The organism is Paraburkholderia sp. A1RI_3L (assembly GCF_048957895.1).
Taxonomy (GTDB): domain Bacteria; phylum Pseudomonadota; class Gammaproteobacteria; order Burkholderiales; family Burkholderiaceae; genus Paraburkholderia; species Paraburkholderia kururiensis.
On sequence record NZ_JARCHA010000006.1, the window covers coordinates 371,687 to 393,506 of the forward strand.

The 21,820-nt window shown below is 62.4% G+C and carries 20 protein-coding genes; 1 reads left to right on the forward strand and 19 read right to left on the reverse strand.

The genetic code is table 11. From position 1 onward, the window contains the following. Nucleotides 1–78: 78 nt before the first annotated feature. The 15 genes from PXJ20_RS18990 to rfbB form a co-directional block, all read right to left on the reverse strand. Entirely contained in the window at nucleotides 79–831 is a 753-nt protein-coding gene (locus PXJ20_RS18990; RefSeq protein ID WP_277597457.1) for an SDR family NAD(P)-dependent oxidoreductase, read from the reverse strand. Then, a complete protein-coding gene (locus PXJ20_RS18995) occupies nucleotides 810–2,036 on the reverse strand; it encodes a glycosyltransferase family 4 protein (protein WP_277597456.1) in 1,227 nt (408 codons plus the stop codon). The genes PXJ20_RS18990 and PXJ20_RS18995 overlap by 22 nt, the downstream gene beginning before the upstream one ends. Nucleotides 2,037–2,172: 136 nt before the next feature. Further along, nucleotides 2,173–3,324 carry a 2-deoxy-scyllo-inosose synthase gene (locus PXJ20_RS19000; RefSeq protein WP_017773047.1) on the reverse strand — a complete coding sequence of 384 codons (1,152 nt, stop codon included), beginning with the start codon at nucleotides 3,322–3,324 and terminating at the stop codon, nucleotides 2,173–2,175. A 70-nt stretch (nucleotides 3,325–3,394) separates the two neighbouring features. Beyond that, nucleotides 3,395–4,366 (reverse strand): glycosyltransferase, encoded by a 972-nt coding sequence (locus PXJ20_RS19005; RefSeq protein WP_277597455.1) that lies wholly within the window; start codon nucleotides 4,364–4,366, stop codon nucleotides 3,395–3,397. Nucleotides 4,367–4,378: 12 nt separating this feature from the next. Continuing rightward, nucleotides 4,379–5,623, reverse strand: coding sequence for a glycosyltransferase (locus PXJ20_RS19010; RefSeq protein WP_421030446.1), 1,245 nt, complete (start codon nucleotides 5,621–5,623; stop codon nucleotides 4,379–4,381). Continuing rightward, nucleotides 5,616–6,737 (reverse strand): non-hydrolyzing UDP-N-acetylglucosamine 2-epimerase, encoded by a 1,122-nt coding sequence (gene wecB, locus PXJ20_RS19015; RefSeq protein WP_277597452.1) that lies wholly within the window; start codon nucleotides 6,735–6,737, stop codon nucleotides 5,616–5,618. The genes PXJ20_RS19010 and wecB overlap by 8 nt, the downstream gene beginning before the upstream one ends. Then, entirely contained in the window at nucleotides 6,734–8,308 is a 1,575-nt protein-coding gene (locus PXJ20_RS19020; RefSeq protein ID WP_421030445.1) for a polysaccharide deacetylase, read from the reverse strand. The genes wecB and PXJ20_RS19020 overlap by 4 nt, the downstream gene beginning before the upstream one ends. After that, complete coding sequence (locus tag PXJ20_RS19025) at nucleotides 8,305–9,690, reverse strand: phenylacetate--CoA ligase family protein (protein ID WP_421030444.1); 1,386 nt, start codon at nucleotides 9,688–9,690, stop codon at nucleotides 8,305–8,307. Before PXJ20_RS19025 ends, PXJ20_RS19020 begins: the two co-directional genes overlap by 4 nt. Nucleotides 9,691–9,786: 96 nt before the next feature. Next, nucleotides 9,787–10,566: an ABC transporter ATP-binding protein gene (locus PXJ20_RS19030; RefSeq protein WP_421030988.1), complete on the reverse strand. Its 780-nt coding sequence runs from the start codon at nucleotides 10,564–10,566 to the stop codon at nucleotides 9,787–9,789. A gap of 1 nt (nucleotide 10,567) precedes the next feature. Then, a complete protein-coding gene (locus PXJ20_RS19035) occupies nucleotides 10,568–11,389 on the reverse strand; it encodes an ABC transporter permease (RefSeq protein ID WP_421030987.1) in 822 nt (273 codons plus the stop codon). A gap of 1 nt (nucleotide 11,390) precedes the next feature. Then, a complete protein-coding gene (locus tag PXJ20_RS19040) occupies nucleotides 11,391–12,806 on the reverse strand; it encodes a mannose-1-phosphate guanylyltransferase/mannose-6-phosphate isomerase (protein WP_026121091.1) in 1,416 nt (471 codons plus the stop codon). Between the two features lie 287 nt (nucleotides 12,807–13,093). Beyond that, nucleotides 13,094–13,984: a dTDP-4-dehydrorhamnose reductase gene (gene rfbD, locus PXJ20_RS19045; RefSeq protein WP_421030443.1), complete on the reverse strand. Its 891-nt coding sequence runs from the start codon at nucleotides 13,982–13,984 to the stop codon at nucleotides 13,094–13,096. Next, on the reverse strand, nucleotides 13,981–14,532 hold the full coding sequence (rfbC, locus tag PXJ20_RS19050) for a dTDP-4-dehydrorhamnose 3,5-epimerase (protein WP_026121090.1): 552 nt from the start codon (nucleotides 14,530–14,532) through the stop codon (nucleotides 13,981–13,983). Before rfbC ends, rfbD begins: the two co-directional genes overlap by 4 nt. Then, nucleotides 14,529–15,410, reverse strand: coding sequence for a glucose-1-phosphate thymidylyltransferase RfbA (gene rfbA, locus PXJ20_RS19055; RefSeq protein WP_126877733.1), 882 nt, complete (start codon nucleotides 15,408–15,410; stop codon nucleotides 14,529–14,531). Before rfbA ends, rfbC begins: the two co-directional genes overlap by 4 nt. 10 nt (nucleotides 15,411–15,420) lie before the next feature. Next, the gene (gene rfbB, locus PXJ20_RS19060; RefSeq protein ID WP_421030442.1) at nucleotides 15,421–16,485 is read right to left on the reverse strand and encodes a dTDP-glucose 4,6-dehydratase; all 1,065 of its coding nucleotides are present in this window, start codon (nucleotides 16,483–16,485) and stop codon (nucleotides 15,421–15,423) included. A 182-nt stretch (nucleotides 16,486–16,667) separates the two neighbouring features. On the opposite strand from rfbB, the gene PXJ20_RS19065 reads away from it, so the two are divergent. After that, nucleotides 16,668–17,522: a symmetrical bis(5'-nucleosyl)-tetraphosphatase gene (locus PXJ20_RS19065; RefSeq protein WP_199543204.1), complete on the forward strand. Its 855-nt coding sequence runs from the start codon at nucleotides 16,668–16,670 to the stop codon at nucleotides 17,520–17,522. A 33-nt stretch (nucleotides 17,523–17,555) separates the two neighbouring features. On the opposite strand, the gene PXJ20_RS19070 is transcribed toward PXJ20_RS19065, so the two are convergent. From PXJ20_RS19070 to PXJ20_RS19085, 4 genes are all read right to left on the reverse strand, one after another. Beyond that, the gene (locus tag PXJ20_RS19070) at nucleotides 17,556–18,494 is read right to left on the reverse strand and encodes an NAD-dependent epimerase/dehydratase family protein (RefSeq protein WP_421030441.1); all 939 of its coding nucleotides are present in this window, start codon (nucleotides 18,492–18,494) and stop codon (nucleotides 17,556–17,558) included. A gap of 36 nt (nucleotides 18,495–18,530) precedes the next feature. Then, nucleotides 18,531–19,367, reverse strand: coding sequence for a lysophospholipid acyltransferase family protein (locus tag PXJ20_RS19075; protein WP_421030440.1), 837 nt, complete (start codon nucleotides 19,365–19,367; stop codon nucleotides 18,531–18,533). A gap of 30 nt (nucleotides 19,368–19,397) precedes the next feature. Beyond that, nucleotides 19,398–20,678: a dihydroorotase gene (locus tag PXJ20_RS19080; RefSeq protein WP_421030439.1), complete on the reverse strand. Its 1,281-nt coding sequence runs from the start codon at nucleotides 20,676–20,678 to the stop codon at nucleotides 19,398–19,400. 68 nt (nucleotides 20,679–20,746) lie between these two features. After that, nucleotides 20,747–21,787, reverse strand: a complete 1,041-nt coding sequence (locus tag PXJ20_RS19085; RefSeq protein ID WP_421030438.1) for an aspartate carbamoyltransferase catalytic subunit — start codon at nucleotides 21,785–21,787, stop codon at nucleotides 20,747–20,749. Nucleotides 21,788–21,820: the final 33 nt, after the last annotated feature.

Here is a 21,820-nt window from a genome sequence, read left to right on the forward strand (position 1 = left end):
CAAACGATATTCTTCGCCGGCACGTCAGGCCGGGCACATACGCTATCCAGTCTGCGAGCAGATTCTCGGGACTTTTGCCTACTGCTGGTTCCAGACAGTCTGCATGAGCCAGTCACGCCCGGTGATTCCAGACGCTTCATCCGAAAGCAGGAAAGCCACGAGATTGGCCACCTCGGCAGGCGTGTTAAAGCGCTTGAGTTCGAGCGGTTCGCAGACTTCCGCGTAAAACTGTTCGGGGCTTACACCCTGCTCTACCGCCATCCGGGCCACGTCCTTGAACGACATCTCTGTGCCCACCCAGCCCGGACACACCGCGTTGACCGTAATGCCGTCGGCGCCAAGTTCTTTGGCCCAACACTTCGTCATCCCGATTACGCCGAACTTGGAGGCGCAATAGGCCGAGTAGCCGGCACGTCCCTCCTGCCCGAGTTGCGAGGCGATGTTCACAATCCGTCCCGGGCGGGAGAGGCGGCGGACCAACCCCTTGGTCAAGATGTAAGGGCCAACCAGATTGGTTCCCAAGACGTCGTCCAAAGGATCATCGCCAGAATCGAGAATGCCGAACGTCTTGCAGATGCCGGCATTGTTCACGACACCCCACAAGTCACCCTGCCAGCCGGCGGTAAACGAAGTCACTGCGCTGCGGTCCGCCAGATCGACGGCGTGTACACGGGCACCGGCATCCTTGACGAAACTCGCGCCGCGGAGAATGTCTGCGGAATGCGCCGAACTCACGAGTAAATCGAGATCGTAGCCCTTACCTGCCAAGGTTTCGGCAATGGAAAGTCCAATGCCGCGCCCGGCTCCCGTTACAAGGACGCGTCTGCGCATGCTTCGCCGCTCCAGAAAAGTTCATTGCCGCGCATTCTGCCGACGGCCGCCATGAGTTGTCTTGCGGAATCCGCCCACGACAACACTTCCATGTTGTCAGGGTAGACGCAGGTGCCGGCTTCGCGATCACGCAGCCATGTTGCGAGGAGTGCTCGCAAATCGCTCACGGAAGTGCCGGCGAAATAGGTCGCGGACGTCCCGCAGATTTCACGAAATACTGGAATGTCTCGCACGATCAGAGGCACCCGATAGTGGGCTGCCTCCACCAATGGCAGGCCGAAGCCTTCGGCAAGTGACAAGGCGAGCAAAGCCGATGACGATGCATAGACGCGCCGCAAGTATTCGTCGCTGATGCCGTCGAGCCAGAACAACTGTTTCCCGAGCTTCGGATGTGTCTTGATCCGCTCAATCAGTTCGTCGACCTTCCAGCCGGCACGGCCAACGAAGACAAGCTTGGTGTCGGAGCCTTGGGCCCACAGGCCCTCAATCGCGTCTAATGCGAGCGCGTGTCCTTTTCTCGGCTCCAACGTACCCACCATGAGGAAGGTCGTGGACGCTTTCAATTTCGCCAAGACGTCTTCGGCGTCAGGCGGCAATCCCATTGAAGGAATACTCTCCGAAATGTCCGAGCCGAGATGAAAATATTCGAGCTTCGGCAACTCGGCACGCTTCGGTTTATGGCGCGACAGCCATGTATTCAAGTCGTTGCGGACCGAGTCGGAGATACAGATGAGGCCATCGCCCTCCTCACTCACGCACTCGAACCAGTAGTTGAACAAGGCGAGGTAGTCGTTCCCCTCGAACCACGCATTCGTCCCGTAGAACCACTCCGGATACATCAACGGGATCAGGTCGTAGACAACAAAATAGATTCCCACACCATGTGAGCGAAACCGTACCAACTCCGAGCGCAACGCCGGGGTAATGTTGTAGGCAAGATCAACGCTCAAGAAGATGTCGCCCGCAGCCGGCTTGATGGAGATTTCGCCCGTGGTGACGAGTTCCTCCGCAAGCTGATGTTCGGCGAGAGACGTTGCGGTGACGAAGCGACCCGTCACGCCATCGCCGCGCACAGGCACAATCTTCCAGTCGGCAGGCGGCCGCTGCCTCAGTGCCTGCAATAACGCGCGCGTGACTCGTTGAATGCCGGTCCCCTTGTCGAACCCGGCAAGCTCAGTCACATCAAAAAATAAACGATGGCGCATGATGAATACGTTGTTCCCACTGTGTGCATATGCTGTTGCTCGCGGCGAACAACAGCATCAGTAGCTTGGTCCCCGGCTGCATCCCTCCCTGCATCGACGCTCAAGCTGAGAAAACCATCGACGCGGGACTTCCCGTTCAGCCAACGCGCAACGAGTCGCGCTGCCCCTGTTTTCTATTTCGCTCTATCGCCTCGAACACAACAGCCTGTTCGATGTAGTGACCAAAATTGCCATTATTGGTCGGCGCCATCACGCCGGCAGTGCGGACAAGACCCATGTACGCCTTGCCGCTCAGAAAGTGTTTGTCGTAGCGAATCTTTTCCCAAAGGTCCGACAGCGAGAATGCTTCCGGCACCGTCGTGGGAAGGCCAATGCGGCTGAATACGTCGTAGTGCATCTCGACCGTTTCTTCGTCGGACAAGCCCAGCAGCAACGCCACTTCGGCCGACACGCACATGCCGATCGAGATGGCTTCGCCGTGATACACCTCTCCCTCGGACAGATGCTCGACGGCGTGGCCAATGGCGTGGCCGTATTGCTTCAGCGTTTCGTCGTAGTCCGAATCGAGATCACCGCTCATGACTTCGAGCTTGAGTTCGATCGATTTCGTCACGACCTCGGCAAGGAAATCCGGGTCGACCAGGTGTTCGCTGTTCGAAGTGATGAACGACAGGAACTTCGTGTCCTGGCAAATCGCGTGTTTGATGGACTCCGCCAGGCCATCGCGAATCAGGCGCACGTCGAGGGTGCGCAGAACCAGCGGATCGACGACGATCTTCGAGGCCGGGTAGTAGCTTCCGATCAGGTTCTTCCCGTGATCGAAGTTGATCGCCTGTTTGAAGTCGATTGCCGCGTCGACCTGAGACAGCAAGCTCGTCGGGAAATGCACAAGTCCGATGCCGCGATACAAGGTGGAGGCAAGAAAACCTGCCAGATTGTTCACCACGCCGCCGCCGAGACTGAATATCACCGAGTGCTTGTCGAAGCCATAGTCCAACGCCTTTTCGACGAGTTGCGAATACACCTTGAAGCTCTTCGAGCTTTCACTCGCCGGAACGACCAGCGTGCGTACCGAACGACCGGAGCGCTCAATACCTTCGAGCACACGTCGCAGGTAGAGCTTTTCAACGTTCTTGTCCGTCACCAGCAAGTGCTTGGATTCCTTGCGGATATGGTCGAAGACACCCATCGCGTCGAGATGGCGCAGGGAATCTTTCCGGACGATCACCTCGCTTTCCAGCCGCTTGTCCGCATGGAAATTGAAGCTGCGTACTGTTTGTTCGCTCATAAGGTTCTGGCGCACGGCTGCCCGTGCTGCATGAATGTTGGTTCCGGGGCCCGCCCCACTCTTGCTCCAGTCAGGACCGCACGCCCAGTACACGAACCAGCGGTTCGAGGCATTGCGGCATCAGATACTGGTTGTGGACGTTGCGCTGCAGTTGCGGCGATACGGGCGTATTGAGCGCAGCTTGCACGCCCTTCTGGATAGACGCGGTAGAGACCGGATCGACCTGATGCACGAGCTCGGTGCCGAAATGCTCCTGCGTCCACGGCCCGGCCGACAGCACCATGGGCACACGAGCAAGCGCGGCTTCGAATGCGGAGAATCCCGCAGGCTCGAGCGAAACTTCGATGAACACACGAGCCCCGCGCAGTGCGGAACGCAGAATCTCGGATTTCGGCGCCAGATAAGGCAGGAACTTGAAATGCGACGGCGCAGCCTTCACGCAGGCTTCGTAATATTCGCGGTCGCGGTAGTCGCCGACGAACACGAGCGGAATCTTCGAGTCGCGCAACGCGTGGATAGCCGCGAGCTGGTTCTTGCGCTCTTCGATAATGCCAACCGAGAGCATGTACTCGTCGACCTTGTACGTCTGCTTGAAGAGATCGCCGCTGATCAGTTCTTCGAAGCAGGAATCGGCTCCCCACCTGCAATATGCGACTTTCGACGCGTCGAGCGGCACGTGTGCGGCAACGTTCTCGAACTCGGACTTCGACTTGAATACGACGACGTCGGCCAGCCTGAAGAACTCGGCAACGGAATTCTTCTCTTGCTGGCTCGGCTCTTTCAGCCACCACAGACTCGGCATCAGGACCAGCTTCTTGCCTGCCGCCTTGACCTCGCGCACGAACTCCATGCCCGTCGGGACAACCGAGTAATGGAGCACCACGTCGTATTTGTTCAGCGGTTGTGCGGTCGGACCGTAGAGGTCCGCCCGGACGCCGAGCTGCCGAAGATTGGACAGCAGATCGACCAGCTCGAGCTCCCCACCGCCGCGATGCAGAAATGCCGCAGGGTAAGTCGTGATAAGTACGCGCGAATCGCTCATTCGATACTCCAGTTAATGTTCCGAGGCAAGCTGCTCTGGCTTCCTGCTTGCTGCTCCTCGCCACACACAATCCAGCATTTTAACGGTCCGGGCATCCCAGGTATTATCGCCGACGTACACGCGAGACTCCTCGGGTGTCAGCTTGCCGCGCGCCAGCTGGCGCTCGATGGCGGCCACGAACGCCTCAGGCGTTTCCCCCACTTCGAGCCCATCGAAGCGGTCTTTGGTGAAATCGAGAGGCGTCGACACCACCGGCAGACCGGCAGCCAGGTACTCGAAGAACTTCATCGGGAACATCGACCGCGTATAGCCGTTCAGCAGCGTCGGCAACAGTCCGACATCCATTCCGGCCAGATACGCGGGCAGTTGCTCATAAGCCCTGTAGCCCAGGAAATGCACGTTGGGCAGTTCCTTCAACTGCGACACCCAGGCGCTGCGCTGGCCTTCCCGCTCCTCACCGATAAAGATCCATTGCCAGTCCGGCCGCCTGCGCGCCGCCGCCGCGATCAAGGGAAAATCCACCTTGAAGTCCGACAACACGCCGTGATAGACCAGTCGCGGCGCGGGGATCGCAGCAAGATCATGCGGCAATGGTCCCCGGCGTTCGAGTGCGCGTCCGAAGTGCTGCGCATCGACGACGTTCGCGAAAAAGTGTGTGTTCGGATTGAACGGCAGGCATTGGTCGCGCAGTGCCGCGGCCGTTGTAAATACCGCTTCGCTCAATCCCAGTAGTTGCTGCTGCGCGCGATGGAACGCCTCGACGTCAACCCCTGGAATTGCCGCCAGATCGTCCACGCAATGATAGATCAGCGGTCCGTGCGGCAGGGTCTCGATCGCCTCCAGCATGAACGGATGATACGTCCACACCACCGTGTCCGAAAAACGGTGCCGGCGCGCAAATCGCGCCACGCTCCATCTGAGCAAAGCCTGATTGAAGCGGCTCACCACAGGCCAATGGTGCTTCGCGGGAAACATCAGCGGCGAGAGCACCCACACGTTGTGCTCGCGTTGCGGCGGCGCAATAAAGTTGGACCTCAGGCCGCTCCAGAGCCGGCGCCAGATGCGCGCCCAGTCTTTGCCGCTTGCAAGCTTCGGCGAGCGCAAACCGACACTCTCGACGTACAGCACCCTCCAGCCGCGACGCGCCAGGATGCGGGCGGTGTGTTGCTTGTTCGTCCAGTACGGCTCGTCCCAGTCGGCGGTGGAAAAGAGAACGCAATCACCGGCCGCCGACCCGAGGTGCTCAGACTCAGCCACCGAACACCTCAACCGGCTGCCCCAGCAGGCTCGCAACCATGCGTTCGGACGCATGGCCATCGCCGTACGGATTCGCCCGGTTGCGCAGCGCTTGCCGACGCTCCGGGTTGTCTAGCCAGGCCACCGCCGCGGCCTCGATGCCTTCGGGCGTTTGCCCGGCCAGTGTCGCAAATCCAGCATCCACGCCTTCGCGCCGCTCGGTGTGGCCGCGCATCACGACCACCGGCACGCCGAACGTTGGCGCCTCTTCCTGAATGCCGCCCGAGTCGCTGACCACGAGCGCGCTCCGGCTGATGAGGTAAAGGCTCGACGGATAGTCCACGGGCTCGATCAAAGCCAGATTGGGAATCGCGCCGAGCTCACGCATCACGGGTTCGCGCACGGCGGGATTCAGGTGAACCGGAAACACCCACTGATATTGCCGATACCGACCACACAGGTCGCGCAACACCTTGCAGATGCCCAGCAGCGTCTCGCCGAAGTTTTCACGCCGATGACAGGTCACCAGAATGTGGGACTGCTCCGCACCCTCCCACTTGGGCAACGCGAGACTCGCGGGCGCCTGCTCCCATGATTGCCGGGCCAGCATGATGGCATCCACCACGGTATTGCCGGTCACAACGATGCGCGCGTCGTCGATGCCCTCGTGCAGCAGGTTTTGGCGAGCGAGTTCCGTCGGCGCGAAATGGCGGGTAACGATGCGAGCGAGCAGGCTGCGGTTCGCCTCTTCCGGAAACGGATTGGCCAGATCGCGCGTGCGCAGTCCAGCTTCAACGTGGGCTACCGCAATACCGCGATGGAACGCAGCCAGTCCCGCGCAGAAGGCGGTCGTCGTATCGCCCTGCACGACGACCCAGTCAGGGCGAACCCGCTCGAGTACCCCGTCCATCTCGGTCAGCAGCTTCGCCGACAGGATGTTCAACGACTGCCCCGGACTCATCGTGTCCACACTGATGTCCGGCACGATGCCGAAAAAACCGAGCGCCTGCGCCAGCATTTCCTTGTGCTGACCGCTCGCGCACACGATGGTCTCCACCCTCGGGCGCAACGCCTCGATCACCGGCGCCAGCTTGATGACTTCCGGGCGCGTACCCAGTACGACCATCACTTTCATCGCAGCCGCCCCTCTGGATCAACCTCGAACGATTCACCACGGAACTCGACCGCGAAGCGCAACGCAGTGCCCGGCTCGCCGGGCAATTGCACACGGAACGTTCCGGCCTCTTCAATCACGCGCAGCGACGATTTGGCCAGCAGGAAATCCAGCGCCGTCTCTTCATTGAGGAAGACTGGTTTGCTCGCGCGGCCTGCGATGTACGCGATCAGCTTTTCGTGAGCGTCGATGCGCACGGGTTCGTTGGGCCAACCGTACTGGTAGCGCGCCGAGAACGGGTGGTCGAGATAGCCGAAAAGCGTCTTCGTCTCGAACGCCAGATCAAACGCCTGCTTGAACACGGCCAGGGGGTCGCCCGAGGCCAGCATGCAATCGCCATGCAGCATCGTCTGCTGGCTGTGTCCAATGAAGCCCTCCGGCATGCCGGCAAGCGTGCCGCCTCGCGCCAGTAGGAATTCCGGATCGTTGCGGATGATTCCGCCCACACAGCCCGAGTAGCCACAGTCGGACAACGCTTCGAGCGCGTAAGGCGGGCTCTGGTGGAACGGCGACACGGCGTAGCGAACCGGCTTGCCGATCACGGACTGCAGCAGCCGCATCGATTCGCCGCCCTCTACACATGCAGCCTCGTAACTTCCCCCCCAGTTGGGCGCGTGCGTGGCCGTATGAGAAAGCAGCGCGGCGTCGCGGTCGGCAGCCAGCTCGCGAAGAATCGCGTGATGAGCCGTATCGGCGAGATTCGACGTGTGAACCGCGAGCGAGAACGGGACACCCAGGCGCCGGTACGTCTGCCACAACGGACGCGCCGACTCGACATCCTCATCGCAGTCGAGGCGAGATGTGATCGCGGCATCGTAACCCCACGGAATCTCGCTCAGAACAGGCTGACAGTGAAGTTCGCCGGCGCGGTGCGCCGACAGGAAGTTCTCGATCAACCGCCACTCGAACGAGTCGCAAGGGCCAACGGGACGATTGAACCAGAGTACGCTGGCTGTGGCCTTGTCCCACAGACCTGCGTAGGAAAACTGTCGCTCGGCGCCCACGTGAACCGATGCCAGCCGGGCCTCTTCAGGGACGTCGATTGGCTGACGAACGGCCCAGATGGATCCATCCGCGCGAATCGCGCCGAAGCCCAGGTTGTTCCACTCGTCGGTAAAGTCGAAGCGTTCGAACGGACGCACCCATGCGCGCCCGCCAAGGGTAGCCGACAGCGCCGTATATCGAACCGAAGCGTCGCTCTCGGCCGCTTCACGACTGGCCGCCGGCGCGCTACGCGCGGCCGACGCAAGTGGCTCAGGCCATGCGCGCTCCTCACAACCAAGATAGTGCGCGAGCGCCGCGGGCAGCCGACCGAACACGACCAGTTTGGAGCCTGAAGAAGCGACCCACTCGACGAGGGCGGCGCCCCAGGCGTCCGGCACGTCGATGGCGACGATGACGGCAGGCGCACGCTCGCGCAGAGCCGCGTACGACAGCCAGTTTGCCTGCGCACCGCTGACCGAGCGGCGCAGCGCAGCCAGCACGAGTCGACCAGCCTCGGCCGACGGAGCCGGAAAGAGAACGCCGATCATGCCGTCACCACATGGCGGAATTTTGCGCGGCGCCCCACGCGCACAAGGTCGTCGTGGCCGACATAGGCGATGCTGAAGGCGTCTTGCCAGTAGCTGCGCAGCTTCGCGGTCGTGTCCTGCTCGTTGGCCCACGGCTCGAGCACGATGCGCAACGTCGGAGGTTGCGTGCGCAGATCGATCTGGAATTCCTGAATGCCGCCCACGCGATGGTCCAGCATGTCCTGGATATGGTGCGTCGCGTGCGCCACGCCATTGATCGGCACAACGTCGTGAATCCGCCCCACAACATCCGTCAGGAACAATCCGTCGGCGCGATCTTCGACGTGTGCGAGGTCGCCCGTCGCATAGCGGATCAGGGGCATCAGCCGGTTGCGAAAGCCGGTGAAAACGAGTTCGCTCGCGCCGCCGTCAGAAACCGTATCGACAGGACGGTTCTCGGGCCAGCCTTCGGATTCGAGAATCTGAAAACCTCCTTCGTGGCCGTCGAGCTCGTACGCCATCACGCCGAGTTCCGCGAGCCCGTAGCGATTGATCACGCGACACCGCAGCGCCCGTTCGATCACTTCGCGCGCGCTGTCCTCCAGCAATTCGCCACTCGACTCGAAGACTTCGAAAGCCTTTGCGCGGCCGTACTTGCGTTCGATATAGCACGCCAACGCATACATGGTCGACGGATGCCCGTGCGCAAGAAAGGGTTTGCGCCGCTTCAACGTGCGCCAGATTTCCTCCAGCCCCTCGTCATCGATGCGGTCGAAGAAAATGTTGCTGCGGTTCATCGCGAAGCACTTGAAGTCTTCGCGCGACGGCCACTCGGGAATCACCTGATCGGGAAAGCGGCACGCAAAATGGAGCTCGGACCGATAACCGCGCTTGCCCGCGCGACGCCGTGCGTAAAACGTAACGGCCGAAGAATAATCGGCGGCTTCCTGGTCATAAAAGATGGTGCAGGACAACCCCGTCGAGCCGCCTGTCTTGCACGCGTGATGGCGGGTTTCCTCGAGCGGGCGCGAAAAGAGGCGCGCGCCCTGCTCGCGAATGACGTCCTTCGTCAAATACGGAAGATCTTCCAGATAACGTGGGTCTTGCCCTGCCTTCACGGGATCGAACTGCTTCTCGCGAAAGAGATCGCGATAGTAAGGCACATGCTCGGCCGAGAATTGAAGGATCGCGGTCAGACGATCAAGCGCAATGCGGCGCCGGGCTTCGAATGGAAGCCGGTAGTATTCGCGAAGCTCAGCCACCTTGGGCCGCACGCTACGCTTTTCGCGGCTCTCCGCAATCGGATAGGCAACGTACGCGCCCATCATGCCCTTCAGCAAGCGGAACGGCTGGTACAGAAAAAGCGACTCGCCGTAGCGAACAATCGGGTGATCAGCACGCATGTTGTACATGCCTCGTTGAGGCCCACGAGGAACCGTTGAAGTATTTCGGAACCGCCCGCTCCACCTGCCCGGACGTTCGTCCGCAGCGGTGCAAGCTCACGCGGTCTGGCGGGCGCCGCCCAAAGGCGTGCCTTCTGTCGCCGGGGCGACTGCCGGCACGACCGGCTCGTCCGACACCATCTTCCCGTGCTCCAGGCTGATCTTGCGGGTACAGACGCGCTCGATGAGCGAAGGATCGTGCGTGGCCACCACGACGATGGAAGCGTTCCCCACCAGCATTTCCAGGCGCTGCGCCGCCTTCACGCTGAAGTCGGCATCGCCGACGCTCAGCCACTCGTCCATGATGAGGATGTCGGCCTCGATGCTGGTCGAGATGGCGAACGCGAGCCGCAGCATCATGCCGCTCGAATACGTGCGCACCGGCAAATTCAGGTATTCGCCGAGTTCGCTGAATTCGGCGATTTCGTCGATCTTGCTTTTGATCCGTGCGGGCGGCAGACCGTCGAGGATGCCGCGCAGATAAATGTTCTCGAAGCCGGTTGCGTCTGGGTCGAGGCCCATTGAGACATCCAGCAGCGAAGCAATCTTGCCGCGCGTGCTGAGCTTTCCGCGCACCGGCGCGTAGACACCGGAAAGCGCGCGCAGCAAGGTCGTCTTGCCCGAACCGTTGTGCCCGACAAGACCAATGCGCTCGCCGTCCGTGAAGCTGAACGTCAGATTGTCCAGCGCCCGCACGACCGCGTGGCGACCCGCGTCCTGGCCGATCCGGCCGCCGGTCGTCAGGTTGAGCACGGCCTTCTTCAGCGAGCGATGGGAATTCTCGTAGATGGGAAATTCGACCGAAATTTCCTCGGCGACAATAAATGAACTCACGATGTCACAGCCAATAGGGAACGCGATCGCGGCACCGCCGCATCAGATATTGCGAAAAGGCGAACCCAACCACCAGCAAACCGATGCTCCAGGCCCACGACTCCCAATGAATCGGCCGGCCCGTAACGGGCGCACGCACGGTTTCGATCAGGTGATACAGCGGGTTGTATTCCGCAACCCACCCGCGATCTTTGAGAATTTCCGGCGACCACATGACCGGCGTGAAGAAGAACACGACCTGGATGAGGTTGGTCACGATAGGAGGAATATCGCGGAAGCGCGCACACAGCACGCCCAGCGAAACGCCAAGCCAGACGCCGTGCAGGAACAGCAAGCCAAGGCCGACGGGCAGAAGCAGAAACTCCCAGCTAGGCCAGCGCCCAAACGCGATCAGCAGCAGCACGACGACCGGGAAGCTGTGCAGCAGGATCACGAAATTGCGCCACGCGATCCGGCAAACGTGGACGGTCAAGGGAATTCGTATCTGCTTGATGAGGTACGCCGACCCGATGAACGCGTTGCATCCTTCGTTCGCCACCGACGAGAGGTATTGCCACACCACCAGCCCGACCGCGAGGTAAGGCAGGTAGTTCTTGATCTCCTGATGCAAGAGCGTCGAGTACAGCGCACCCAGCACGACCACCATGATCGCCGTGCTGAGCGTGAACCAGAAAGGTCCGATCACCGAGCGACGATAGCGCTGCCTGATGTCATGCCAGCCGAGCGTGCCCCAGACACGCAACGACTTCATCCCCACGAGCAGGTCGTTATGCCCGTCGTGGTTGCCGAGATTCCTGCCAACTTGATCGTCCGCTGCAACATCCATATCAGGCACGTCCGTAAACATCCTCGAACCGGACGATGTCGTCTTCGCCCAGATACTCACCGCTTTGGACCTCGATCATCACAAGGCCGACGACCCCGGGGTTCTCGAGGCGATGCTTGTGCCCAGCCGGAATATAGGTCGACTCGTTGGTGCCGACAAAGAGTTCCTGGTCACCGTTCACGACCTTGGCCATCCCGCTCACGACAATCCAATGCTCGCTGCGATGATGGTGCATTTGCAGACTGAGGCTGGCACCCGGCTTGACCTCGATTCGCTTGATCTTGAAACGCGGGCCCTCTTCCAGAACCGTGTAGGTTCCCCAAGGCCGGTGCACCGTTCGGTGCAGCTTGTGGGCTTCGTGTCCACGCGCCTTCAGTTCGGAGTAGATGTACTTGACGTCCTGCGCGCGTTCCCGGTTCACGATCAGCAGCGCGTCGGGCGTGTCGATGACGATGAGGTTTTCGACGCCCACCGCACCGATCACGCGATCACGGCTCATCAGGTAGCAGTTGTCGACGTCGTGCAGCAACGCCTCGCCTTCCACGCGGTTACCGTGCCCGTCCGGCTTGCAGAGTTCGCTCAGTGCTGCCCACGAGCCGATATCGCTCCAACCGATGCTGCAAGGCACGACAGCCGCCTGCTGGCACTTCTCCATCACGGCGTAGTCGATCGAGTTCTCCGGCACGGCGCCAAAGCTCTTCGGTTCGAGTTGAACCTGCGTCCAGCCCTTGCCTTCCGAGACACGCGAGTCAGCAAGACATTCGGATACGGCAGCGAGGATATCGGGGCAATGCAGTTGCATTTCCCGATGCATGGCACGCGCAGTGAAGCAGAAGATGCCCGAGTTCCAGAGGAACTGTTGCGACGTCAGATACTCGCGGGCTTTTTCCAGCGACGGCTTCTCGATGAAGCGCAGTACGTTGTTGCCTTCCGCTTCGATATAGCCGTATCCCGTCTCGGGCGTTTCGGGACGGACACCAAAAGTTACAATTTTGCCGCTCTGGGCAAGCTCGACCGCTTTCTCCACGGCTGTCGCAAAAGCGGCCTGATCGGCGATGAGGTGATCTGCCGCGAGAACCAGCAGCGTCGCATCGGGACCGTGCACCTGCGAGACGTGCTCCACCGCCGCAGCGATGGCGGCAGCGGTGTTGCGGCCGAACGGTTCACAGATGAACGACGTGGCGATACCGTCTTTGTTCACCTCGCGGAACTCGTCCTCGGCCTTGAAAAACAGGTCTCTGTTCGTGACTGTCAGGATTTGTTCAACGCCCGGCAGGGCTGCTGCGCGCAGGAAAGCCTTTTGCAGAAGGCTCTGGCCATCCGAAAGGCGGATGAAGGGCTTAGGATGCGACTCTCTGGAGACCGGCCAGAGACGGGAACCTGCACCGCCACACAGGATGATGGGTATCAAACTCACGAATTCCTCACTGCTTGCATTTCGTTCCAGGCTGGGGCGCGGCTTATTCGAATGGCATACGTCCGACGATTCGCCGACGTACCGATATCATCTGCCCCTGTGCGCGAACGCCGCGCGTTTGAAAGACAAACGCGCATTGTATCGCACGGCTAACCCTCTGAATATCGCGATTCTAGGGGCGAACCGGCCTGACAAAGTGCGCAAGAATGCTACCAATTGCAAGGAAAACACCGGCACGCGGAGTGCCGGTAGCGGCGAATCGCCTCAGACGGGAGGCGGCCGTTTCGTCAGGCGAGGTAGTCGGCAAAGACCAGTTCGAACGCTGTCTTCCAGTCGGGGCGGGACAGGCCGAAGGTGTGATCGAATCGCGTGCCGTCGAGCACGGAATAACGAGGACGGGGAGCGGGGGCAGCGAACTGCTCCGTGGTAATGGGTTCGATCGAACGGGTCCGCACGGCATCACCGCGAGCCGCCCGCATGGCATCGACGATGCGCTCGGCAAACGCGTGCCAGGTCGTTTCGCCGCGCGCCGTCAGGTGATACATGCCGCCGGGGAAAGCACCGTCGCGTCGGCGCAACAGTGCCTCGCGAAGCGCGTGAGCCGTCAGGTCGGCAATGGTGCGCGCGGCGGTGGGCGTGCCACGCTGATCGGCAACCACGCGCAGCGCCTCGCGCTCCAGCGACGCGCCCGCAATCGTGCGCATGAAGTTACGGCCGCGCACGCCATAGACCCATGAGGTGCGGAACACCATCCAGTCACCGCCCACTTCGGCAATCGCCTGCTCCCCCGCAAGCTTGCTCCTGCCGTACGCACTCTGCGGAGAGGGAACGGCGTCTTCGACATAGGGCGCCGTCGCCGTACCGTCGAACACGTAGTCGGTCGAATAATGCAGTAGTACTGCCTGATGGCGTCGCGCTGCCTCAGCGAGTGCGCCGACAGCAGTACCGTTCACGGTTGTAGCCAATCCCTCTTCCGTTTCCGCCCGATCGACCGCCGTATAAGCAGTCGCGTTGACGATCACGTCAGGGGACACCTGATCGACCGCACCGCCAATGGTCTCGGGGCGGCTCATATCCAGCCGCTCACGGTCGAATGCCACGACCTCGCCGAGCGGGAGCAAGGCACGTCGCAACTCCCAGCCCACTTGTCCATTCTTGCCGACGAGCAAGATCTTCATGCATACACCTCCGCTTCAACGAGCCGCTTGCCTGCGGCGTCCTTCGCTGCCAGCAGCGGCTCGCCTTCGAGCGGCCACGCCACGCCGACGTCCGCATCGTTCCACAGCAGACACCGCTCATGCTCGGGGAACCAGTAGTCGGTCGTCTTGTACAGGAACTCCGCGGACTCGGACAACACGACGAACCCATGCGCGAAGCCGCCCGGAATCCAGAGTTGCCGCTTGTTGTCGGCGCTCAGCCGAACGCCGGCCCACTTGCCGAAGTTCGGCGAGTTCTTGCGGATATCCACCGCAACGTCGAAAACCTCGCCGGCGATCACGCGCACGAGCTTGCCCTGCGGCCGCTCGACCTGGTAGTGCAGGCCACGCAAAACGTTCTTCGCCGACCTCGAATGGTTGTCTTGCACGAAGCTGGTTTCTTCGCCCACGGCTTCGGCGAACTCCTGCGCATTGAAGCTTTCGAAGAAAAAGCCGCGCGCGTCCGCGAAGACCTTCGGTTCGATAATTTTCACCTCAGGCAGCGTGGTAGGCGTAACGGTTATTTTCATGCGATGGGTTCCGAAAGTAGTTTGAGCAGGTAGGCGCCGTAACCATTCTTCGCAAGCGGTGCAGCAAGGCGCTCCACTTGCGCGGCGTCGATCCAGCGGTTTCTGAAGGCGATCTCTTCGGGGCACGCCACCATCAAGCCCTGCCGTTTCTGGAGTGTGGCAATGAACGTGGCTGCTTCGATCAGCGAATCGTGTGTTCCCGTGTCGAGCCAGGCGTAACCGCGTCCCATGATTTCGACGTGCAGCCTGGCTGCTTCGAGGTATCGGGAGTTGACGTCGGTGATTTCAAGCTCGCCGCGCGCGGACGGTTTGATGTCCGCTGCGATGTCGCACACGTCGTTGTCGTAGAAGTACAGCCCCGTGACCGCGTAGTTGGAGCGCGGGCGCGAAGGTTTCTCTTCGATGGAGCACGCACGAAACTGATCGTCGAACTCCACGACGCCATAGCGCTCCGGGTCGGTCACATGGTAGGCAAAGACCGTTGCGCCCACGTCCCGCGTGTTCGCCGCGTCGAGTTGCCGCGCCAGATCGTGACCGTAGAAGATGTTGTCGCCCAGAATCAACGCCGAGGGATCGCCGCCCACGAAATCGCGTCCGATGATGAACGCCTGCGCGAGCCCATCGGGCGACGGCTGCACGGCGTATTGAAGATTCATTCCCCACTGGCTGCCGTCGCCCAGCATCGACTGGAAGCGAGGCGTGTCCGCCGGCGTCGAGATGACCAGCACGTCGCGAATGCCGGCCAGCATGAGCGTGGAGAGCGGGTAGTAGACCATCGGCTTGTCGTACACCGGCAGCAACTGCTTCGACACCGCGTGCGTGATGGGGTAGAGCCGCGTGCCGGAACCGCCGGCCAGGATAATGCCCTTACGTGACATGACCGCCCCCTCAGCTTTGCGGCGCGTAGTGCTGTTCGATCCAGTGACGATAGCTGCCGCTCGTCACGCCCTGCACCCACGCGGCATGATCGAGGTACCACTGAACGGTCTTCCTCAATCCGGTCTCGAACGTTTCCGCCGGCCGCCAGCCGAGTTCCCGTTCGATCTTCGTGGCATCGATGGCGTAGCGCTGGTCATGGCCGGGTCGGTCCTTGACGAACTCGATCTGCGATTCGTATCGGGCGCCTTCGCCCGCCGGCCGCAACTCGTCGAGCAAACCGCAGATCGTGCGCACGACCTCGATGTTCTTCTTCTCGTTCCATCCGCCGATGTTGTACGTCTCGCCCGGCGTTCCCCGTGCAAGCACGGTACGGATGGCTGCGCAATGATCGCCGACATAAAGCCAGTCGCGCACGTTGGAGCCGTCGCCATAAACCGGCAGGCGTTTGCCCGCCAGCGCGTTGATGAGGGTGAGCGGAATGAGTTTTTCGGGAAACTGGTAAGGACCGTAGTTGTTGGAGCAGTTGGTGGTCAGCGTCGGCAGGCCGTAGGTGTGGTGGTAGGCCCGCACGAAGTGATCGGACGCCGCCTTGCTCGCCGAGTACGGGCTATTGGGCGCGTATGCCGTGACTTCGCTGAACGCCGCATCGGCAGGCCCGAGGGAGCCGAATACTTCGTCCGTGGACACGTGCAGAAAACGGAACGAATCCCTTTCGCCGTCGCTGAGGCCGCCCCAGTAGGCACGTGCCGCTTCGAGCAGCGTGAACGTTCCCACCACGTTGGTCTGAACGAATTCGCCCGGACCGTGAATGGAGCGGTCCACGTGGCTTTCGGCAGCGAAGTGAACGACGGCGCGTGGCTTGTACGTCGAAAAGAGCGCATCCATTGCCGCACGGTCGCAGATGTCTTCGCGCACGAACACGTGCCGTTCATCCGACGACAGCGGCGCAAGCGTTTCGGCGTTGCCCGCGTAGGTCAGTTTGTCGACGTTTACGACCGGCTCGTTGCCATCGCGCAGCCAGTCGAGCACGAAATTGGCGCCAATGAAGCCCGCACCGCCTGTCACCAGAATCATTCCATTTCCTCTGAATCGATACTGCCTCGCCTGTCCGACGGTACAGGCGGCAGCGAAACCACGGTACTGCGCTGGAGAAGCTATTATGTCACGCTGCCGGCCCGCTCCAGCGCTCGCTCAGACTGCATTCTGCGTGCCTTTTCGGACCGTATTTGTGCGTTTCCGCTCAATTCCCCTGGCCAATGACTTCTCACCTCACCCCGCCGCCCAGCCCCATCGCCTTCGGTGATCTGCAAGGCTGCCGCAGCCAGTTCCGGCAATTGCTCGAGAAGGTTGCCCCTTCGCCCGACACGCCCCTCTGGTTCGCCGGCGACATCATCAACCGCGGCCGCGAATCGCTTGCCACGCTGCGTGACGTCATCGAACTGGGCGATCGCGCGACTACCGTGCTCGGCAATCACGATCTGCATCTGCTGTCGGTATCGGCGGGCATCCGCAACATCAAGAAGGGCGACACGATCGCGGAAATTCTCGCCGCGCCGGATGCGGCGGACCTGCTTCACTGGATACGCCATCGCCCCATCGCCCATTTCGAGAACGGCACGTTGCTCGTTCATGCGGGCGTGCTGCCGCAATGGGACGTCGCCCTGACACTGGAACTGGCCGACGACCTGCAGCGCGCGCTGCGCGCTCCGGACTGGAAGGAAACGCTCGCCGGTCTTTACGGCAACAAGCCGAGCCGGTGGTCGTCCGACCTGAAAGGGATAGACCGCCTGCGCATCACCTGCGCCGCGCTGACCCGTCTACGCTTTTGCACTGCGGACGGCGCGATGGATTTCACCTCGAGTGGTCCGCTCGATGCCGCGCCGCCCGGATGCCTGCCCTGGTTCGACGTTCCCGGCCGCAAAACGGCCAACACGACCGTCGTCTTCGGTCATTGGGCCGCCCTGGGCCTCACCATGCGGGACAATCTGATCGGCCTCGACACCGGGTGCGTCTGGGGCAACCAGTTGTCCGCAGTACGTCTCACGAACGAACCCGGCGCAAGGACGGTCGTGCAGGTGGAATGCTCGGGGTGCCGCGCCGAGTTCGAGTGACCGCGCGCCGGCCCCACTCCAGCCACCCCACCCTTACGCCGGGCCGACCATCCACTTGATCGTTTCAGCGAAGTCGATGGGCTTCACGTCGGGCACGAGGCTGCGCAGCCGGGCCGCGGACCCGACGAGCACCTTCACCTCGTTCGCCCTCACGAACGCCGGATTGACGCGCACCTCGAGATCGTGACCCGAGGCTTCGCGCACCATGTCGATAACCTCGTGCAACGTACGCGCGTGTTCGCTACAGACGTTGACCGTCTGCCCGCACGCCGCCTCGGATTCGAGCAGCGCACGGTAAGTCGCGGCCACCACGCGCACATCGGAGAAATCGCGCGCCACGTCGAGATTGCCCAGTTCGATGAAGGGCTTGCGCTGCACGAAGTGCGAGACGATCTTCGGCACAAGGAAGCGGCTTTCCTGGCCGCGGCCCGTGTAGTTGAAGGGCCGGGTCATGACGATCGGCAACCGGTCGAACCACGTGCGCACGAGATGCTCCATCGCGAGCTTGCTTGCAGCGTAGTGGTTCACGGGCGCCGGCATCACATTCTCATCGACCACGCCCGCCGCGTTTCCGTACACGTTCGCGCTGCTTGCCATCAGAATCTTTTGGGGCTGCACGCCCACGTCGACACAGGCCTGCAAGAGATTCAGCGTGCCCAGCACGTTGACGCGATACATGTCGAGCGCGTCGTCGTGTGCAACAAAGCTGATCGCCGCCAGATGCACGATGTGCGTGGGGCGCACTTCGCCGATCACGCGGCGGCACGCCTCCAGCGACGTGATGTCGAGCACATGCTCGTTCGCCTCGGCGGTATGCGTGTGGCCGACCGCGCCAACGACCTCATACCCGGCACGCTGCAACTCGTCGCGAACATACGCGCCGGTGAAGCCGCGAGCCCCGGTGATCAGTACGCGCCTGCCCGTTTGCTCAGAAGGAAAGCCCAATTTCTCTACTCCCAGATACCTGTTCATCAGTTGCAGCACGCGGCGCGATTGGCCCGCGCCGCCTCATCCCGCGGCCAGCGTATCGCTGCCTGGCCCGCTCTCGTGCGCAGCCTGCCCGGAGTCGGGCGCCTCGGTCGTTTGCTCCCGCTCCGTCGCTCCCCTTGCCCCGCCCTGCAATGCCTCCAGCGCCCGCTTCACGGAAGCCTCGGCTTCGGCCGCAAGCGCACGCCGGTCCGCGCCCGGCGCGAGCGCCTCGCCGATATAGACGTGCGCCGTGAGCGGACCCGCGCGCAGCAATGCATCGAGCGACTGGCCAAGCGATACGTCGTCAATGTAAGCAGGCGCCACGGACTGCCGTCCGTTCGCCTCCTCATACATCAGACAGACGGGCTGCACCGGCCGCGACGCCGACACCGGCGCCTGGAACAGGTTCGAGTGAAACGGCAGCACGCCGCGGCCGTCCGACGTCGTGCCTTCGGGAAATACGCACATGCGCGCGCCGCTGTCGAGCCGCGACGCCAGCTCGTGCATGATGCGCTTCGCGTCGCTGCGCTTCTCGCGGTGGATGAACACCGTGTCGAGCTTGTGCGCGAGCCACCCCACCACCGGCCAGTTGCGGATCTCCGCCTTGGACACAAACGGCGTAGGCCGCCAGGCGTTGATCACGTAGATGTCGATCCACGACACGTGGTTGCTCACCACCAGCACGCCTTCGTCGAGCCGCGCGGCGTCGTTGTGCACGACGAGCCGCACGCCGGCGAGGCGCAGCAGCTTGAGCGACCAGGCGCGCGTCAGCTGCGTGCGCGTTTCGGCCGAGGCGCGCGAAAAGCGCGTCGCGACGGTCCACATGCCGTGCAGGAGGTGAAGCACGATCCTGATCTTGCGAAACGCGATCTTCATGTTCAGTGCCGTCGAATCGATTCTGCTGGGTCAGCGTTGCTGCTCGAACGCCACGTGCCCCGAGACGATCGTCGCGCGCACGCGCGCCGGCAGCTCGTAGCCGAGGAACGGCGAGTTGTGTCCCTGGCTCTTGAGCGTGCGCGGGTCCACGCGCCAGTGCGTGTCGGGATCGAACACGCACACGTCGGCCACGTCGCCCACGGCGATACGTCCGGCCGGCAGTTTCAGCACGTCCGCCGCGCCAGCCGTGATGCGGTCGAGCGCCTTCGCGAGCGGCACGCCGGCCTCGCTCGCCCACTTCACGGTGAGCGAGAGCAACAGTTCGAGGCCTGTCGAGCCGGGCGTCGCTTCGGCGAACGGCAGCAGCTTTTCGTCGTCGTCCACGGGCGTGTGGTCGGAGCAAATCGCGTCGATGGTGCCGTCGATCAGCCCCGCGCGAATCGCGTCGCGATCGCGCTGCTGGCGCAGCGGCGGATCGAGCCGGAATTGCGAATCGAAGTAGCCGATGTCCATGTCGATCAGATGCACGTGATTGATCGTGACGTCGCAGGTCACGGGCAACCCTTCGGCCTTGGCCGCGCGCATCAGGCTCACGCCCGCCGCCGACGAGATATGCGCCAGATGCACGCGCGCACCCGTCACCCGCACGAGTTCGAAAATGGTGTGCAGCGCGATGGTCTCGGCGGACACCGGTACGCCCGAGAGACCGAGCCGCGACGCCAGCGCACCGCTGGCCGCCACGCCACCCTTCGCGAGATACGCGTCGAGCGGACGCAGCCAGGCGGTGTAGCCGTACGTGCTCGCGTACTGCAGCGCACGCAGCATGACCTGCGTATCGACGATAGGCTGGTCGGCCTGCGAGAACGCCACGCAGCCGGACTCGGTGAGCTCCACCATCTCGGTGATCACCTGGCCCTTGAGGCCCACCGTGAGCGCACCCAGCGGATACACGTGCGCCTGGTTGAGGTTGCGCGCGCGGAACTTGAGCATCTCCACGAGGCCCGGTTCGTCGAGCACCGGGTCGGTGTCGGGCGGACACACGAGGCTCGTCACGCCGCCTGCGAGCGCGGCGGCCATTTCCGATTCGAGCGTGGCCTTGTGCTCGTAGCCGGGCTCGCGCAGCCGCGCCGAGAGATCGACGAGACCCGGGGCCACCACGAGGCCGCGTGCGTCGATGGTCTTCGCCGCGTGGAAGTCGGCGGGCGCGTTGCCGAGCGCGACGACCTTGCCCGCCGCGATGAATACGTCCTGCTGCTGTTCGGTGCCGGCTGCCGGATCGATGACCGTGCCGCCCTGAATATGAATCTTCATGCGCTGCCTTTGTTATGCGTGCCCTGGCGGTATCGTGGCGGTGTCGCCTCGAAATGCGTGTGTGGAGTTCAGTCGTTGTTGCCCGCGACGATGCCCATCACCGCCATGCGCACGGCGATGCCGAACGTCACCTGGTTGAGGATCACCGACTGCGGGCCGTCGGCCACCTGCGAATCGATTTCCACGCCGCGATTCATCGGGCCGGGGTGCATGACGATGGCGTCGGGCCGCGCAAGCGCAAGGCGCTCCGGCGTGAGGCCCCAGCTCTTGAAGTATTCCTGCGCGGAAGGCAGCAGCGCCCCGCTCATGCGCTCGTTCTGCAGCCGCAGCATGATGATGACGTCGACGTCCTTCAGCCCCTCGTCGAGGTTGTGGAACACGCGCACGCCCATCTGCTCCAGATTGCCCGGCAGCAGCGTGCGCGGACCGATGGCGCGCACTTCCGGCACGCCGAGCGTGGTGAGCCCGTGGATGTCCGAGCGTGCCACGCGCGAGTGCAGGATGTCGCCCACGATCGCCACGCGCAGTTGCGTGAAATCGCGCTTGTAGTGGCGAATCGTGTACATGTCGAGCAGGCCCTGCGTGGGGTGCGCGTGCCGGCCGTCGCCGGCGTTGATCACGTGCACGTGCGGCGCGCAGTGCTCGGCGATCAGGTACGGCGCACCGCTCGACGCGTGGCGCACCACGAACATGTCCGCGTGCATCGCGGAAAGGTTGTTGATGGTGTCGAGCAGCGACTCGCCCTTGCTCGTGGACGACGCGTTGATGTTGAGGTTGATGACGTCTGCCGAGAGACGCTTGGCCGCGATCTCGAACGTGGTGCGCGTGCGCGTGGAGTTCTCGAAGAACAGGTTGAACACGGACTTGCCGCGCAACAGCGGCACCTTCTTGACCTCGCGGTCGGTCACGCTCACGAACTGCGCGGCCGTATCGAGAATGTGCGTGACAATGGCGCGCGGCAGCCCTTCGATGGTCAGCAGATGCTTGAGTTCGCCGTTCTTCGTGAGTTGCGGGTTGCCCTTCAGGAAACCGTAGCGGAATCGGTCGCCGGCAGCGTCCGTGCCGCTGGGGTCCGCAGGATTTCCGGGTGCCGCGGTGGAGGTGTTCATGGATGATGTGCCTGATTCAAACGGGTATTTCGA